The sequence below is a fragment of the Kribbella sp. NBC_00359 genome, from assembly GCF_036097425.1.
Lineage (GTDB): Bacteria > Actinomycetota > Actinomycetes > Propionibacteriales > Kribbellaceae > Kribbella.
Map to the genome: position 1 here is coordinate 6,660,758 of NZ_CP107975.1, position 15,551 is coordinate 6,676,308.

General features: G+C 69.2%; 10 protein-coding genes. 5 read left to right on the forward strand and 5 right to left on the reverse strand.

Translation table 11 applies throughout. The features are described 5' to 3' along the window. Window positions 1–13: 13 nt before the first annotated feature. A complete protein-coding gene (locus tag OG876_RS32425; RefSeq protein ID WP_328520484.1) occupies window positions 14–1,384 on the reverse strand; it encodes an FAD-binding oxidoreductase in 1,371 nt (456 codons plus the stop codon). Beyond that, entirely contained in the window at window positions 1,381–4,980 is a 3,600-nt protein-coding gene (locus tag OG876_RS32430; protein WP_328520485.1) for a BTAD domain-containing putative transcriptional regulator, read from the reverse strand. Before OG876_RS32430 ends, OG876_RS32425 begins: the two co-directional genes overlap by 4 nt. A gap of 197 nt (window positions 4,981–5,177) precedes the next feature. Between OG876_RS32430 and OG876_RS32435 the strand changes: the two genes are divergently transcribed. Then, window positions 5,178–7,268 (forward strand): transglycosylase domain-containing protein, encoded by a 2,091-nt coding sequence (locus OG876_RS32435; RefSeq protein WP_328520486.1) that lies wholly within the window; start codon window positions 5,178–5,180, stop codon window positions 7,266–7,268. Between the two features lie 29 nt (window positions 7,269–7,297). Here the strand turns inward: OG876_RS32435 and OG876_RS32440 are convergent, their stop codons facing one another. Then, window positions 7,298–8,461, reverse strand: a complete 1,164-nt coding sequence (locus OG876_RS32440) for a hypothetical protein (RefSeq protein ID WP_328520487.1) — start codon at window positions 8,459–8,461, stop codon at window positions 7,298–7,300. A gap of 277 nt (window positions 8,462–8,738) precedes the next feature. Here OG876_RS32440 and OG876_RS32445 point away from each other — a divergent pair, with 277 nt between their 5' ends. Next, a complete protein-coding gene (locus tag OG876_RS32445) occupies window positions 8,739–11,483 on the forward strand; it encodes a carbohydrate-binding protein (RefSeq protein WP_328520488.1) in 2,745 nt (914 codons plus the stop codon). Between the two features lie 80 nt (window positions 11,484–11,563). Here OG876_RS32445 and OG876_RS32450 read toward each other — a convergent pair whose 3' ends face one another. Both OG876_RS32450 and OG876_RS32455 read right to left on the reverse strand, forming a co-directional pair. Further along, complete coding sequence (locus OG876_RS32450; protein ID WP_328520489.1) at window positions 11,564–12,247, reverse strand: response regulator transcription factor; 684 nt, start codon at window positions 12,245–12,247, stop codon at window positions 11,564–11,566. Beyond that, the gene (locus tag OG876_RS32455; protein ID WP_328520490.1) at window positions 12,244–13,377 is read right to left on the reverse strand and encodes a sensor histidine kinase; all 1,134 of its coding nucleotides are present in this window, start codon (window positions 13,375–13,377) and stop codon (window positions 12,244–12,246) included. Before OG876_RS32455 ends, OG876_RS32450 begins: the two co-directional genes overlap by 4 nt. 129 nt (window positions 13,378–13,506) lie before the next feature. Between OG876_RS32455 and OG876_RS32460 the strand changes: the two genes are divergently transcribed. The 3 genes from OG876_RS32460 (at window position 13,507) to OG876_RS32470 (ending at window position 15,546) form a co-directional block, all read left to right on the forward strand. Next, window positions 13,507–14,181: a hypothetical protein gene (locus OG876_RS32460; RefSeq protein WP_328520491.1), complete on the forward strand. Its 675-nt coding sequence runs from the start codon at window positions 13,507–13,509 to the stop codon at window positions 14,179–14,181. An 83-nt stretch (window positions 14,182–14,264) separates the two neighbouring features. Next, window positions 14,265–14,702 (forward strand): ribonuclease H family protein, encoded by a 438-nt coding sequence (locus tag OG876_RS32465; protein ID WP_328520492.1) that lies wholly within the window; start codon window positions 14,265–14,267, stop codon window positions 14,700–14,702. A gap of 112 nt (window positions 14,703–14,814) precedes the next feature. Continuing rightward, window positions 14,815–15,546: an FHA domain-containing protein gene (locus tag OG876_RS32470; RefSeq protein WP_328520493.1), complete on the forward strand. Its 732-nt coding sequence runs from the start codon at window positions 14,815–14,817 to the stop codon at window positions 15,544–15,546. Window positions 15,547–15,551 lie beyond the last annotated feature (5 nt).

The following is a 15,551-nucleotide window of genomic DNA, read 5'->3' on the forward strand; positions in this document are numbered from 1 at the left end:
TTGAGGCGCCGGCTCAAGTCTGATGCGGTGCCATGAAGAGCCCGTCTGGATCGACCCTGCGACGGATCGCGGTCAGCCGGGCGTGGACGTCCGGCGGGAAGGCTTTGCGCGTGTCGCTGCTGTCGTCGAGCATCGGCAGATAGGTGCCTCCGGTCGACCAGGGGGCCACCGCGGCCAGGAACCGCTCTGCGTCGGCGCGCTGCCGGGGCCAGTCGTCGGGTTCGAACCCCAGGCCGACACCCAGTGCCAGGAAGGCGCCGTCGAGGGCCGCCAGGATGCCGCCGTCCGGGTCCGGCCGGGACAGCGCGCCGCCGAGCTGGCGCAACTCGGCGACCGTGAGGCTGCTGCCCGATCGTGGACCGACCGTCTCGATGACCGCGGCGATCGCCGCGTCGGGAAGCTCGGCCACCGGCGTGCTGCTCGCGTACGCGGGGGTCGGCTCCTCGGGCTCGAGGTGCAGCCTGACCAGGTCGGCAGCCGGAACCCGCCCGATCGTGTCGAGTTCCGGAGCGAGTCCGCGCAACGGCGCCAGTACGTCGTCGGCGAACGCGTCGTCGCCCAGCACGGCACCGTCGATGATGGCCAACCGCCGCCCCCGGACCTCGGCCGGCATCGAGTCCCGATCGGGTACGTCGACCAGGCGAAACGACGTCGTCACGTGCTCGGGGGCGTCCGCGCACCAGGCGACCCACCCGGGCAGGACCTGGTCGACTGCCGTCCCGTCCCAGGCGAGGAACCCGGCGACGACGGTCTGGATCGGCTGGAGTTCGAACTCGAGCGCACACACGACCCCGAGCGGCGTACCGCCACCGCGGAGGGCCCAGAACAGGTCCGGGTCACTGTCGGCAGCCGCGCGTACGAAGGTGCCGTCGGCAAGGACGACCTCGACTGCCGTGACGGAGTTGCACTGCAGACCGAGTCGCCGGGCGTACCATCCGATCCCGCCACCGAGCGAGTAGCCGACCACGCCGACGTCGGGGGAGGACGGATGCAGCGTGGCCAGCCCGTACCTCCCGGCCGCCTCCGCCACATCACCCCACAACACGCCGGCGCCGACGCGGGCGATCCGGGTCTCGGGGTCGATGCTCAGCTCCGTCATCGCGGAGGTGCGCAGCAGTACGGCATCGGCCAGCCTGCCGCCGAGCGCGGGGGCGCCGTGGCCGGTGCCCTGCGGCGCGACTGACAGGCCGGCGGCCTGGGCGGCGCGGACGACCTCGGCGACCTCCTCGGGGAATGCGGGATAGGCGACGGCCGCGGGATAGTCGGAGACCACCAGGTTCCACGGTGCGCGCGCCATGTCGTACGCCGGGTCGCCGGGAAGCTGCACGGCGCCGCCGCAGAGCCCTCGTAGGCTCGCGGCCCGGAGACTCTGCTGCACCGTCACTGGAGCCTCCCGCTCTGGTCGTGCGTCATGGTCACCTGTCCGACTTGAGAAACTCTTGAGCTGCCGGGCTCCGCCGTGACGCCGGCCCCGTCCAATACGTCCCGAACGGTTCCCGGTGTGACGAACAGCCGTTGCGCGACTTCGTGAACGTCCAGGCCGGCGGCGGTCAGGTCGAGGATCTGCCGGTCGGTGCGCGACAACCGTGGCACCGCGTGGGTGCCCGGCTCGATCGGGCGACCGCGGCGCTCGAGTTCGGTCAAGGCCCGCTCGCGCACCGCACCGGCGCCGCGCTGCTCCGCCAACCGGCCGGCAGCTTCCAGCAGCGCGATCGCGTCCTCGTCGCCCACGTCCGGATGGCTGCCGAGCGCACATTGTGCTCGGGCGAGGTCGACCGCGGCGGTCGTCGACGAGAGCAGCTCCACCGCCTCGACGAGGTCGTCGAGACCCGCGCGACCACGGAACTCGCCCAGCATGCACAAAGCCCTGCCGAGGAAGCTCGGTGCGCCCCAGGTCCGAAGCAGAGCCAGTTCCTCCTCGGCTGTCTCGATCGCCTCCGACGTACGTCCGAGCCCGAACAAAGCTGCGGCCTTGATGGACCGCCACGGGTTCCAGACCGGATTGACGATGGCGATCCCGTCGATGGCCGACTGCGGATCGCCGAGCACGACAAGGGCTTCCTCGCAGCGGCCCTCGGCGACGAGCAGGCGCGCGACGGCCTGCTGATAGACGCGACCGCCTTCGCCGAACGCGGCACCGTCGGCGAAGGCGTCGGCCGCCCGGCGGGCGGCAGCGAGATCGCCCCGATCGAGATGGCAGCCGATCTGGAAGGCGCGGGCGAATGGCTCGCCCACCCGGGTACCTCCCCAGAGGCGATCCTGGTCGAGCGCAGCCCGCAGGCACGCCAAGGCCTCGTGAAGCTCACCGCGCCGCCACTGCCAGAAGCCCTCCCACAGACTGGTGGACAGAGCTGCGAACAGCGACCCGCGCGCGTGGCTGGCGGCGCGAGCCCGGCTCCAGAAGTCGCCGATGTCGTCGTCGGAGAGGATCCGGACCGCGGCGGCATTGACCCAGAAGAGCCCGTCGTCGACGGCGATCAGGTGGTCGCCGTCGAGTGCGAAACGCGCCATGGCGATGGCCCGTTCCCGGTCGTTGCCGGCCAGAACCGCCTCCAGCGCGACCGTGGCGGCCAGCATGCGCGCTCCCGGTCCTTGCCCTGTCGGCTCCTGCGCGGGTGTCTGCCAGCCGTCGCCGATGCTGTGCATGAACCCACTAATGCGCTGGATGGCGACGAGCGCCTGGCGCTGGTCGGCCAGCCCGTCAGGGAGCGCCGCGGCGGCCTCCCGGGCGAAGGTCGTCGCGACTCCGGGCGGACTCGCGAACACTTGGGTCGACGCGGCCGCGATGGCGATCTCGCTGCGGACGCGCGGGTCGTCCTGCAGCCGGTATGCCTGCACCAGGTGCTCAACCGCTGCCGCGCCGTCCACTGGCGCTTCGCGCATCCCGAGTTCGAGCACCACGTCACCTCGCCCCGAGCCCATCGGCGACTCGACGAGTGCCCTGCGCAGGTAGGTCACCGCGCTCTCCGATGCTCCTCGCTCCGCCGCCTCGCGCGCCGCCGTACGGAGCAGTGTCACGACGTTCTCGTCACCCCGGGGCGGCGCCAGCAGTAGGTGTGCCGCGACCAGTTCGTCACTCGTCCGCACAGACCGGAGGACCGACGCGGCCCGCTCGTGGCAAAGCTCCCGCTCTGCCGCCGGCTGCGCTTGGTACACCGCGTCCCGGACGAGTGGGTGCGCGAATGTCACTGGCTGCTCGTCCCTGACGATCTCGGCACGCGCCAGTGCGGCCAGCGCCTCCGCGGTACGGGCCTCAGTGACGCCGGCCAGTGCCGCGACCGCCGGCAGGGCCGCACCGTCGCCGAGAACGGAGGCAGCTCTCGCGACGACCACGACGTCGGGTGGCAGTCTGCGCAATTGCAGCAGTACCCGGCTCGACACCGCCCGCGACCCGACCGCTACGACCCGGTCGGCGTGGGAGGCATCCGGCCGGACGCCGTCAGCCGCAAGAGCCTGGAGCAGTTGACAGAGCAGGAACGGGTTCCCCGCGGTCGTCCGCTCGCAGGCGGTCACGAACAAGGGTGCGGGTCGTACGCCGAGCCGTCGCTCCACCAGCTCCGCCGTCGCCTCCGTGGACAGTGGCGCCGGCCGTACGACGAGCGCCTCGGGTTCGAGCGCCAGCTCTGCGATGAGGTCCTCGTGGTCGTGTTGCTCGCCGGTGCGCAGGGTCGCCAGTACCAGCACGGGTACCGCGGCGAGCCGTCGTACCAGATATGCCAGGAAGCGGAGCGATGCGCCGTCACACCACTGCGCATCGTCGACAGCGAGTACCAATGGTCCCTCGGTCGTGAGGTTGACCGCCAGCCAGTACAAGCCGTGCAGTACGGCGAAGCCCTCGGCCCGGCCGCCGTCGGCGATGTCGAACACGGCCCCGGCTCCCGCAGCCGCCCCACGCAGCAGCTCGCCGCGACGCGCGGGGTCGCCGACTTCCGCCTCGAACAGCTGGCGTACGACGCCGAACGCGAAGGCACTCTCCAGCGCGCTCCCGCGGGCCGACAGCACCCGCACGGATCGCTCGGCCGCGAGCCTGCGCGCCTCGGCCAGCAGCCGCGTCTTTCCGATCCCGGCCGGACCCTCGAACAACAGCAGGCCGGGCTGCCCGCCCGCGAGGCCGTCCAGCATCGACCGGAGTGCGGCGAGCTCGCGGTCCCGGTCGACGAGACCGTTGCGGTCCGGGGCCGTTGCCCGCACCGTCTCCTCCCGCGGTTGCTTGGCAGGAACCAGTTCGGGCGACTGCGCAAGTACCTGCGCCTCCAGTTCACGGAGAGCCGGGCCGGGGTCGACGCCGAGCTCGTCGGCCAGGGTCTCGCGGGCACGCCGCAACGCGGCCAGCGCGTCGGCCTGCCGATGGGCGCGGTACAACCCGAGCGCCAGCAGCCGCCACCGCTCCTCCCGCAACGGCTCCTCGGCGACCATCCCCTCGAGCTCGGCAGCGACGAGGGCCGCCTCCCCGAGATCGAGACGAGCGGCGAGCAGCCGTTCCCGGCCGACGGATCGCAGCTCGGTCAGGCGGGCGATCTCGGCAGCGGCCCACGGCTCGTCGGCGTACTCGGCCAGTGCCGGACCGCGCCACAGCGCGAGCGCCTCGTGCAGCGCGGCCGCCGCCTCCGCAGGGGAGGTCGTGGCCTTCTGCAGCAGGGTCTCGAACCGCCAGGCGTCGACCGCATCGGAAGGGAGCCGGACGGCATACCCGGGACCCTCGCGGACGACGACCGCGGACCGCGCGCGAGCCGGTGACCCCGGCTGCAAGCTGCGGCGCAGGTGCGAGACATAGGACTGCAGGGCGCCGGCGGTGTTGCCAGGCGCATGCTCTCCCCAGACCGCGTCGGCGAGCCGCTCGGCCGGGACGACCTCGCCGCGTGCGAGCACCAGCACGGCGAGTACGGCGCGCTGCCGCCGCCCACCCAGATCGAGCACGGCACCGTCATACGACGCCGTGAACTCGCCGAGCAGGTTGATCCGCAGCTGGTCCGCCCCCACGCCACCACCCCCACCGCCACGGTAAACGAAGAAGACTCATTTCGACATCGCCTCCGCGGGCGGTGAGCGCCCTGCTACTGCCAGTCGCGAGGCCGGATCGGCGTCCAATTCGTTGCGGGAGGCAACTGATGCGGTGATGGATGAGAGGACGCTGAGAGCGACGTGTCTGGTCTTTGATCGCGAACTAGCTTGGAGAGGTGCGCGCTGCCGGGCAGGGTGTTCGATCGCTGACGAGGTTCTTCGGCGTCAGTGCGCTGGCCGGTGCACTGATGGCCGGGCTGCTGGTGCCGCTTGCCGGCCTGGCGGGGATCGGCAGCGAGCAGGTGGCCGACTCGCTCCACGCGTTGCCGGAGACGTTGACGTCTCAGCCGCCCGAGGTGCGGACCCGGATTCTGGCCGCTGACGGGAGCTTGATCGCGAATCTGTACGAGGAGAACCGCGCGCCGGTCGGGCTGAACCAGATCGCCCCGGCGATGCGGCAGGCGATCGTCGCGATCGAGGACTCGCGGTTCTACCAGCACGGCGCACTCGATCTCCAGGGCACGCTGCGGGCGATGATCCGCAACCGCGCCGACGGAACTGTCCAGGGCGGCTCCAGCATCACCCAGCAGTACGTGAAACTGACCCTGCTCGAGGACGCCCGCACCCCGGCCGAGCAACGCGCCGCGACCGCGCTCACCTACCAGCGCAAGCTGACCGAGCTGCGGTATGCGATCGCGGTCGAGCAGCAGTACTCCAAGGACGAGATCCTCGCCAGGTACCTGAACCTGGCCAACTTCGGTGACGGCACGTACGGCGTCCAGGCCGCCGCCCAGCACTACTACGGCGTCAACGCCTCCGAGCTGACCCTTCCCGAGGCCGCGATGCTGGCCGGCATCGTCAAGAACCCGAGCGGCTACGACCCGGTGACCAATCCGGTGCAGGCCAGGAACCGCCGGGACACGGTGCTCGAGCGGATGCTCCAGCTCGGCCGGATCTCGGTCGCCGAGGCGAACGCGGCACTTCGGGCACCGGTGATCGACCTGTCCACGGTCCGACCGCTGCTGAACGGCTGCGCGAATTCGCCGTACCCCTTCTACTGCGAGTACGTCGTCTCCAAGCTGGTCGACAATCCGGCGCTCGGCGACACCGTCCAGGAGCGCGACCACTATCTGAAGACCGGCGGCCTGACGATCCGGACCTCGCTGGACCCACGCATCCAGGCCGCCGCGCAGCACTCGATCGACCAGCACAGCAAGCCGACCGACAACACGATCGCAGCGGTCACCGTCGTCGAGCCGGGGACCGGCCTGGTCAAGGCGATGGTGCAGAGCACGCCGTACGGCGAGGGCCGGCACGAGACGGCGTACAACTACAACGTCGAGAAGTCCTACGCCGGTGGGTACGGCGGGTTCCAGAACGGCTCGACGATGAAGGCGTTCACCATCGCCGCGGCGATCCAGCAGGGGATCCCGATCGACTACCAGATCAACTCGCCGCCGCAGATCGACCTGAGCGGCGTCCCGTTCCGGACCTGCACGGGCCGGACCCGGGTGCTGAACTACCAGCCGAGGAACTCCACCAGGAGCGGTGACTTCACTATGGTCGACGCGGCCCGGTTCTCGGTGAACACCTACTTCCTGCAGCTGTCCGAGAAGACCGGCTTGTGCGGGCCCGCGACGGTCGCTGCCAAGCTCGGCATGTACAACGCGCAGACCCTGAAGCCGCTCGACCAGGTGGTGTCCTTCACCCTCGGAGTCGGCTACGTAACTCCGCTGATGCTGTCGAACGCGTACGCGACGTTCGCGGCCCGTGGTGTCTACTGCCAGCCGCTACTCGTCACCTCGATCACCGACCAGGCCGGCAAGTCGATCGCGACCCCGGGCCAGTCCTGCAAGCAGGTCCTCGAACCGTGGGTCGCGGACGGCGTCAACCGGGTGCTGAGCGCAGTCATGCAACCCGGTGGTACTGGCGGGAACCTGACCTTCGGGAACTGGGACCTCGCCGGCAAGACCGGCACCATCAACCAGAATCTCGCCGTCTGGTTCTCCGGCTACACCCCGAACCTCGCCGCCGCGGCGGTGGTCGCCGACGCGACTCCGCCGTACACGAACCTGATCAACGGGCACCAGCTGGACGGTCAGGACATCACCGACCCGACCGGTTCGGGTACGGCGGGACCGATCTGGGAGACCGCGATGCGCGGTGCACTGGACGGGATGCCGCTGGAACACTTCGTCGCCCCGCCCGATCGGGTCCTCGGCAGCCTGGCCGGCCAGAGCTCGAGTCAGAACCAGAACGGTGGTTGACCAGGGCAACCGTACGGGCGAGGACGTGGTCAGTGGCTGGTGACGACGAGGGTCGGGGGGTCGTGAACGAGGCCTGGGAGGGCGTTCGTCTCGTACGGCTGGCGGAGTCCGGGGCGCCAGGCGAGGAGCCGGGTGCGGGATCCGGCGTTGAGGGCGATCACCAGCCAGTCAGCACGGCCGGCGAAGGCCAGCGCGGGTTGCGACTTGGTGGGCAGTTCGATCCCTGGCACGATGCTCAGCCGGCCGGTGTCGAGTTGCAGGATCGCGACGTCCATGGGCGCGAGCGGATGGCCGTCGAAACGTGAGTCTGTCGATGCTCGCTGGATCAGGAAGGCGACCTTCGTGCCGTCAGGGCTGACGACACCGCAGCAGGCGGCACGTGGAAGGGGTGATCCGAGGATCTCCCCGCCGGCGATCGACCGGCGGTGGAGCGTGCACGGTGACGCGTCGTCGTGGCAGCCGGTGGTCCAGAAGACTTGGCCTGCGCCGGCCGCGAGTGGCGCGACATATTGGTCGAGCTTGGCCTGTAACCGACCGGTCCGTGCGTCGACGAGGGCGAGCCACGTCGGTGAGATCCCCGGATCGGGCTGCATCAGCCCGACGATCGTGTCGCCCACGATTGCGGATGCGTAGAACCCGAGCGGCAGCCGGACCCGCTGCCCGCCGGCGACCGGAGCGATCGTCCCGTAGGGGTTGTCGATGTCACTGGCGAAGGAAGCGATCCAGACCCGATTGCCATCGGTCAGCGCCCACTCGGTGGGACGGAGGGGGCGGATGACACTCACCCGGTGATCGACGCTGATCCGCAACATCGCGTAGGGAGCCGTCTCGCTGCACGATCCGGTTGTCGCGTACGCCGTGACCGGATCACCTGCCAGCACAGCGGCGTACTCGCCGGGACGGACGACTGCGTCAGGCAGGGTCGTCGCGCGGCCGCTGTCGAAGTCGACGAGTCGCAGCCGGTCTCCGCCGAGCAGCACCTGGATCCCGGTGCGCTCCGCGGGTGGCGCACTCGACACGATCGGCAGCAGCGTGTCCGCTCCGCATGCGCCGGGTGCCGTCGGCCACGCCGTCGCCGTCCGCCCGCCCGGGATCGCGTTGATCGCCTCGGAGGGGGTGCTGGGACTCGGCACGGCCTGATGGGGCGGACGGTCCGTCGAGGCACGGAGGACGATCAGGGTCAGCACCGCCACCAGGAGGAGAATCCATCCGGCCCTTCGGCGCCCACGTCTCGACGTCTTCCCGACTTCGAGGATCTCTTCCTGATCGTGCTCCACACCACCATGAAATCACCGGCACCGTCGCTGGACGTTCCGTCTTGACGCATCGATGACATTCGCGTTTTATCCTCCTCACGGTGTCTTCGCAATTTCCCGATGTTTCGTAGCAAATTTCTGACACCGTGGCCGACGCGGCGCCCACCATCGGGACGCCCCGCTCCCGACCCCGCGGAGGCCAGAGAGGAAGACCATGCGTCCAGTCCCGCCCCGTCGACTGGTCGGCGCCGCGTGCGCTGCGGTCCTGACCACTGTTCCCATCGCCGTTGCGGTCGTCGTACCGGCGGCTGCTGACACGGCTGTCGGCGCCACTATGCCGTTCACCTCCTATGAAGCCGAGGCTGGTTCGCTCGGAGGCGGCGCGGCCTCGGTCTCGCTGTCCGCCGCGCCGACGACGCAGTACTCCAGTGCTTCGCTGGAGGCATCCGGGCACGCCTACGCCCACCTCGCGGGCGCCGGCCAGAGCGTGCAGTGGACCAACACCACCGGCCACCCGATCAGCGCGATCACCGTCCGGCTGAGCATCCCCGACAGCAGCAACGGTGGTGGGCAGACCAGCACGCTGAACCTGTACGTCGACGGAGGTCTGCGCCAGGCACTCAACGTCAACTCGAAGCAGACCTGGCTGTACGAAGGCAACAACAACTACAACGGCAACAGCCAGAATCCCTCCGACGGCAACCCACGGGTGTTCTTCGACGAGACGCACACCTTCGTCACCGGTACGCCGATCGCCGCGGGCAGCACGTTCATGCTGCGCAAGGATTCGGCGAACTCGGCCGCCTTCTACGACGTCGATGTCGTCGACGTGGAGAGCCCGCCGGCTGCGCTCGCCCAGCCTGCCAACTCGATCTCCATCACTGATTGCGGCGCGGTCGCCGACAACACGCCGACCAACGGTGCTGCCGACCCCGCGTCGGTCGACAGCCGGGCCGCCATCCAGAACTGCATCAACCAGGCGCAGTCGCAAGGCAGGACCTTGTGGATCCCGGCCGGAACCTTCTACGTGAAGGGGACGCAGGGTCTGCAGGCTCAGGGCATCACGATCGCCGGCGCGGGTGCGTGGTACAGCACGATCTATCGCGACGTACCGCTGCCGAACAGCACTCCGCTGCCCGCGTTGTGGGGCCTGACCTCGACCACGATCCAGAACCTGCACGTCGACACCAACGCGACCAGCCGTGCCACTGTCGACGGCGCCGGCGGCTCGATGGACGTCACCGGAACGAACTGGGTGGCCGACGGGATCTGGACCCAGCACACGCTCTCCGGCTTCTGGGCCTCCGGCACCGGCGGCACCATCCGGAACAACCGGCTCACGACGATCTGGGCCGATGGCGCCAACATCAACAACGTTTCGATGGGCAACTCCGTCGGGAACAACCTGACCATCACCAACAACTTCGTCCGTGGCACCGGTGACGACGCCCTGGCGATCAACTCCGTCAACTACAACGACATCGACGGCACCCGGGTCTACTACACCCCGATGGCGAACGCGGTGGTGACGAACAATACGTCGATCGCTCCATGGGGCGGCAAAGGCGTCGGCGTGTACGGCGGCAGCGGCCATCGGATCGAGAACAACTACGTCTCCGACACCGCCCGCTACATCGGCCTGGGCGCGGGCCGCTTCGGTGTCAACGGCAACGACCTGTTGTCGGCCACCGTCACCGGCAACATCGTCGTACGGTCCGGTGGGAATGCGTACAACCAGGGGCAGCCGGCGTTCCACATCGGGAACGGTGGTGACGGCCAGAACGTCGGCGTCGTCGACCGCGTCACGGCGAGCAACAACACCATCCTCAACTCGGTCTACGACGGCATCGGCTTCTCCACCTCGACCAACACCCAGTTCCAGAACAACACCGTCACCTCGCCAGGGCGCAACGGCATCGTCATCGCGCCGCCGTTCTACCCAGCTCCCTCCGGATCGGCGACGATCACCGGTAGCACGGTGACCGGCGGCGGTACGCCGTACCTCAACAACTCCGGGGGATTCAGTGCGTCGCTCAGCGGCAACAGCTGGCAGGGCGGTACGCCGGAAGGCCCGTACGGCGGGATGCCCGCCGCGATCCCCGGCACCGTGCAGGCGGAGAACTACAACACCGGCGGGCAGGGCGTCGCGTACAACGTGGGCTCGATCAACGGGACCGCGAACAGCTATCGCACCGACGGCGTCGACCTCGAGTCCACGTCAGACACCGGTGGCGGCTACAACGTGGGCTGGACCGGCAGCGGCCAGTGGTTCCATTACACAGTCAGCGTCGCCACCGCCGGTACGTACAGCTTGGCGATGCGGGTCGCGACGCCGGCCGCGGTGACCAACGCACTCCATCTGGCCAGCGCCTCCGGTACCAATCTCAGTGGCAACGTCAGCCTCCCGTCGACCGGTGGCTGGCAGATCTGGTCAACCGTCACCACTCAGGTGACCCTGCCGGCCGGGCTGCAGACCCTGACGGTCTACCAGGACAACGGCGGCTGGAATCTCAACAGCCTGCAATTCACCAGCGGGTCGACGGCGCCCGCGAACCTGGCGGCGGGCAAGCCCACCAGCGAGTCCTCGCACAACCAGATCTACGCGTCGGCCAACGTGACCGACGGGAACCAGTCGTCCTATTGGGAGAGCACGAACAACGTCTTCCCGCAGTGGACGCAGGTAGATCTCGGCTCCGCTCAGGCCGCGAGCCGGGTCGTGCTGCAGTTGCCCGCTTCCTGGGGAGCGCGTGACCAGACCTTGTCGCTGCTCGGGTCGACCGACGGCAACACCTTCACGACTGTGAAGGCTGCCGCGGCGTACACCTTCTCGCCGACAGCGAGCAACTCAGTGACCTTGACCTTCCCCGCGTCAACCCAGCGGTACTGGCGAGCCACCGTCACCGCGAACACCAGCTGGCCGGCCGCACAACTCTCCGAATTCCAGATCTGGACCCAATAGACACCAACGCCGCCCGGACAGACACTCCGGGGCGGCAGTTCTCCTGCTGCCGCGTGCGAAGTCTTGCCCGCGCTACAAGATCATCCACCGAACGTGTATCGCTCGGTTGCCTTGCCGTGCCGAGGGACTACGAGCCCGGTCTCGTAGGCGAGCACCACTGCCTGGCTGCGGCTGGTCAGCCCCAGCTTGGTCAGCACTCGTGAGACGTGCGTCTTCACGGTCGTCTCACCGATCGACAGGTCGCGGGCTATGTCGCTGTTCGACAGCCCGAGGGCGAGCTGGGTGAGGATGTCGGTTTCGCGTTCGGTCAGGACGTGCAGCCGCTCGTCCGGAACCGGCGTCGCCGTGGCGAAGGTCTCCACGAGTCTGCGGGTGACCGAGGGTGTCATCAGTGCGACCCCGTCGCGGGCGGCGCGAAGGGCAGCGAGCAGCTGCTGCTCCGGGGCGTCCTTGAGCAGGAACCCGACCGCGCCGGCTCGAAGCGCCTGGTATACGTACTCGTCGAGGTCGAACGTGGTCACCACAAGTACAGCGGGCGGCGGCTCCATCTTGACCAGCGAACGGGTTGCGGCGATCCCGTCGAGCCGCGGCATCCGGACGTCCATCAGCACGACGTCCGGTCGAAGTCGCCTGGCCTGCTCGACGGCTTCGACGCCGTCGGCTGCCTCGCCGACCACCTCAACGTCAGGCTCGGTGTCGAGGATCATCCGGTAGCCGGCCCTGATCAGTCGCTCGTCGTCGGCGACGAGGACGCGGATGCTCACGGCGCCGTACCAGGAACAGGGAGGCGCGCGCGTACGCCGAAGCCGCCGCCCGGCTCGCTGCCCGCATGGAAGCTGCCTCCGAAGAGCTCGGCGCGTTCGCGCATTCCGATCAGTCCGTGTCCGTCGCCGCCGTTGAGCGACCCCGGACCGTCATCGGTCACCTCGATGGCCACGGCGTCGAGCTCGTAGCTGACGTGCAGCCGGGCCGGGCTGCCCGGAGCGTGCTTGAGCGCGTTCGTGAGGGCTTCCTGCGCGATGCGGTAGGCCGACAGCTCGATGGCCGGGGCGAGGTCGCGGCGTTTCCCATCGACCACGAGTTCGACGACCGCGCCTGACGCCCGGGCCTGGTCGACCAGTGCCTCGAGCTCGTAGAGCTTGGGCTGTGGTGCGAATGGGGCGGCGGTCTGCGGCTCGGCCGATCGCAGGATTCCCAGCAATCGGCGCATCTCGTCGAGGCAGTCCGCAGCGACCCGCTCGATGTCGTCGAAGGCCCGCCGGGCCGTCCCGGGCTCTACGTCGAGCATGCGGCGTCCGCCACGAGCTTGGAGCACGACGACGCTCATCCCGTGGGCGACGACGTCGTGCAGTTCGCGCGCGATGCGTGCCCTCTCGTCTGCGGCGATCTGCTGGGCACGGTGCTCGGCTTCGTCGGCGCGGTCGCGGTAGCGGCGCACCAGTACGCCGGTGCCGAGGATCAGCAGGACGATGAGCGCATAGGTGACTGCCTCGCCGATCGGGTCGTCCGGATCGCTCAACCCCTGCACGTACAACAGCGCCGTCGTCAGCGTCGCCGACGCGATCGCCCGGCGCCAGGGCGGCGCGTACACCGCCAGGCTGTAGACAGCGATGATGCCGACCAGCGCCTCGCCGTACACGTTCGGCGGTGCGGTCACGTAGTCCTGGAGCGCAACCAGCGCAGCGACGAACGGCGCCACGATCAGCGGGTAGACCCTGCGCCAGGCAAGCGACGACGCAGCCACCACAGCGACCGCGAGGTGCAGCGCCGAAGGATGATCGACGGGTGCGCGTTCGAACGCGTAGCCGAAGTAAAGCTCGACCACGCTGAACACCGCCAGCGCGGCGGCCAGACCCACATCCGCCCGCAAGGGAGCCCGCCCCACCCAGGACATGGCACGAGTCTACGGCCGGCCTCCCGGAGCCGCCGTCCTCAGAAAGAACGACACTCCTCACCAGAATGCCCGACGACTCCGGCCGTGCCGCTTCCTAGCGTCGAGAGGGAATCGGACCAGGGAGGAATCATGGAGACTCTGCGGAAGAGGACCAGGCTGGCAGGATGGTCGATGATGGCCGGCGGGCTGGCGATGACGGTGCCACCGTTCCTGGGCCCACCGAACGGCGCCGACGACACCCGGCAACGGCTGGCTGATCTGGCCGCAAACCCCACGCCGACGGTGGCCAAGTCGCTCGTATTCCAAGCGGCCGTCCTGCTGATCCTGCCGGGTGTGGCAGCAATCGTCGGCCGCACCGTGGGACGAGGGAGCGCCACCGTGATATCGGGCGGCGTCGTGTACGGCGCCGGCCTCGTGGGCGCCTTCGGCTTCCTGCTGATGAGCGGCATCGAGGTCGCCGTCGCCGGCAACGGACCAATCAGCGCGACCCTGGTCGACGCCGCCGACCGCATGGGAAGCAGCCCTGCGGCCATCCCGACGTTCGTCCTCGCCCTGCTCTGCTTCCACCTCGTGGGGCTGCCGTGGCTCACGTTCGGCATGGTGCGAGCTCGCCAGATCCCGTGGTGGCTCGCGACCGTCTGCACGATCGGAACGGCTTTCGCGTTCTTCGGCAGCGGAACGAAGCTGGAGGCAGTCGGCTGGATCGTACTCGGCCTCGCGATCGCCGCAGTCGGCTCGACCATCGCACGGCCAGCAGTTCTTGCTCGACGCACGCCGGCTCCCGCTGAGGCGCAGCCCGCCTAAACAAGGCCCCGCCAGGCGACCGGCCGGGGTAGTGTTTCGCTCTGATGCCTCCTGCCCGCGCTCGCCGTCCTCGTCCGGCCGACATGACAGTCCCCGTCGGCGCCCGCACGGTGTTCACCGACGGTGCCTGCTCGCGCAACCCCGGACCTGGGGGCTGGGCGTGGGCGCTGTCGACGACCGAGTATGCGGCTGGTCACGAGGCTGCCTCCACGAACCAGCGGATGGAGATCCGTGCCGCCCTCGAGGCCGTGCGGGCCATCGACGGTCCACTGCTGGTCGTGTCGGATTCGACGTACGTCGTCAACTGCTTCCGCGACGGGTGGCACACAGGGTGGCTCGAGCGAGGCTGGCTCACCTCAGCGAAGAAGCCGGTCGCCAACAGGGACCTCTGGGAGCCCCTGGTGGCGTTGGTGACAAAGCGCGGGGATGTCGCTTTCCAATGGGTAAAGGGCCATTCCGGCCACGAGATGAACGACTTCGTGGACGGCTTGGCCGTGGCTGCCTGCTTCCCACAGCACTGACCTGGATGGACGCGCGCCAGCCCATATCTTGTGACGATCCGGCGCGAGTGCTTTCCTGATCGTGGGGGTGCGGTGCGGGCGGGCGAGGTGCCTGCGGTCGCCGCAGAGGACCATGAGCGATGGATCGAGTACGACGTACCTCGTGGTGGAAGCCGGATCGCACGAGGGGCAGCGGATCAACCTGACCGGCGCCCGTCTGACGGTCGGCCGGTTGCCGAGCTGCGAGGTGCGGTTCGAGGACCCGTACCTGAGCCGGACGCATGCGGCGCTGTGGCAGCAGGGCGGTGTGGACTACGTCGAAGATCTCGGTTCGGCCGGCGGCACCTTCGTGAACGGCGAGGCGATCACGGCGCCACGGCGGCTGTATCCGGGGGACCGTGTTGCGTTCGCGGACCTGCGGCTTCGCTACGACACGGGCGAGGGCGCGCGGACCGCGGTTCGCTACGACATCGGCGATCAGCGAGCGCACACGATCAACAATGTCGGGCGGGACCAGTACGTGCAGCATGTGATCCAGCAGCGGGAGAACTTCTTCCGCGAGATCGCCGCGACGAAGACGAGGGCCCGTGGGCTGATCTGGATCGGTGTCGTGGTGTTCCTGGTCGGACTCGCCATCGCCGCCGTCGGCTGGTACACGTACTTCGGTCAGCTCCTGGGCCTCTCGTCCGCGACAAGTATGCCTACGAAGGACGACCTCAGTGGGTTCTTGGTGTTCGCGCTCGGGGGCCTGGTCAACCTGGTCGGCGTACTGCTGATCATCGCCGGGATCGTGCTGCACATCGTCGCCACCGCGCGCCGCCGGCGGGTCGACCGGGAACTGCCGCCACCCCAGCTCATGAGATGAGTCGC

Coding starts and splice junctions, on each gene's coding strand:
- OG876_RS32445 (WP_328520488.1), top strand. CDS start 8,739: ATGCGTCCAGTCCCGCCCCGTCGACTGGTCGGCGCCGCGTGCGCTGCG.
- OG876_RS32455 (WP_328520490.1), bottom strand. CDS start 13,377: ATGTCCTGGGTGGGGCGGGCTCCCTTGCGGGCGGATGTGGGTCTGGCC.
- OG876_RS32460 (WP_328520491.1), top strand. CDS start 13,507: ATGGAGACTCTGCGGAAGAGGACCAGGCTGGCAGGATGGTCGATGATG.
- OG876_RS32465 (WP_328520492.1), top strand. CDS start 14,265: ATGACAGTCCCCGTCGGCGCCCGCACGGTGTTCACCGACGGTGCCTGC.
- OG876_RS32470 (WP_328520493.1), top strand. CDS start 14,815: ATGAGCGATGGATCGAGTACGACGTACCTCGTGGTGGAAGCCGGATCG.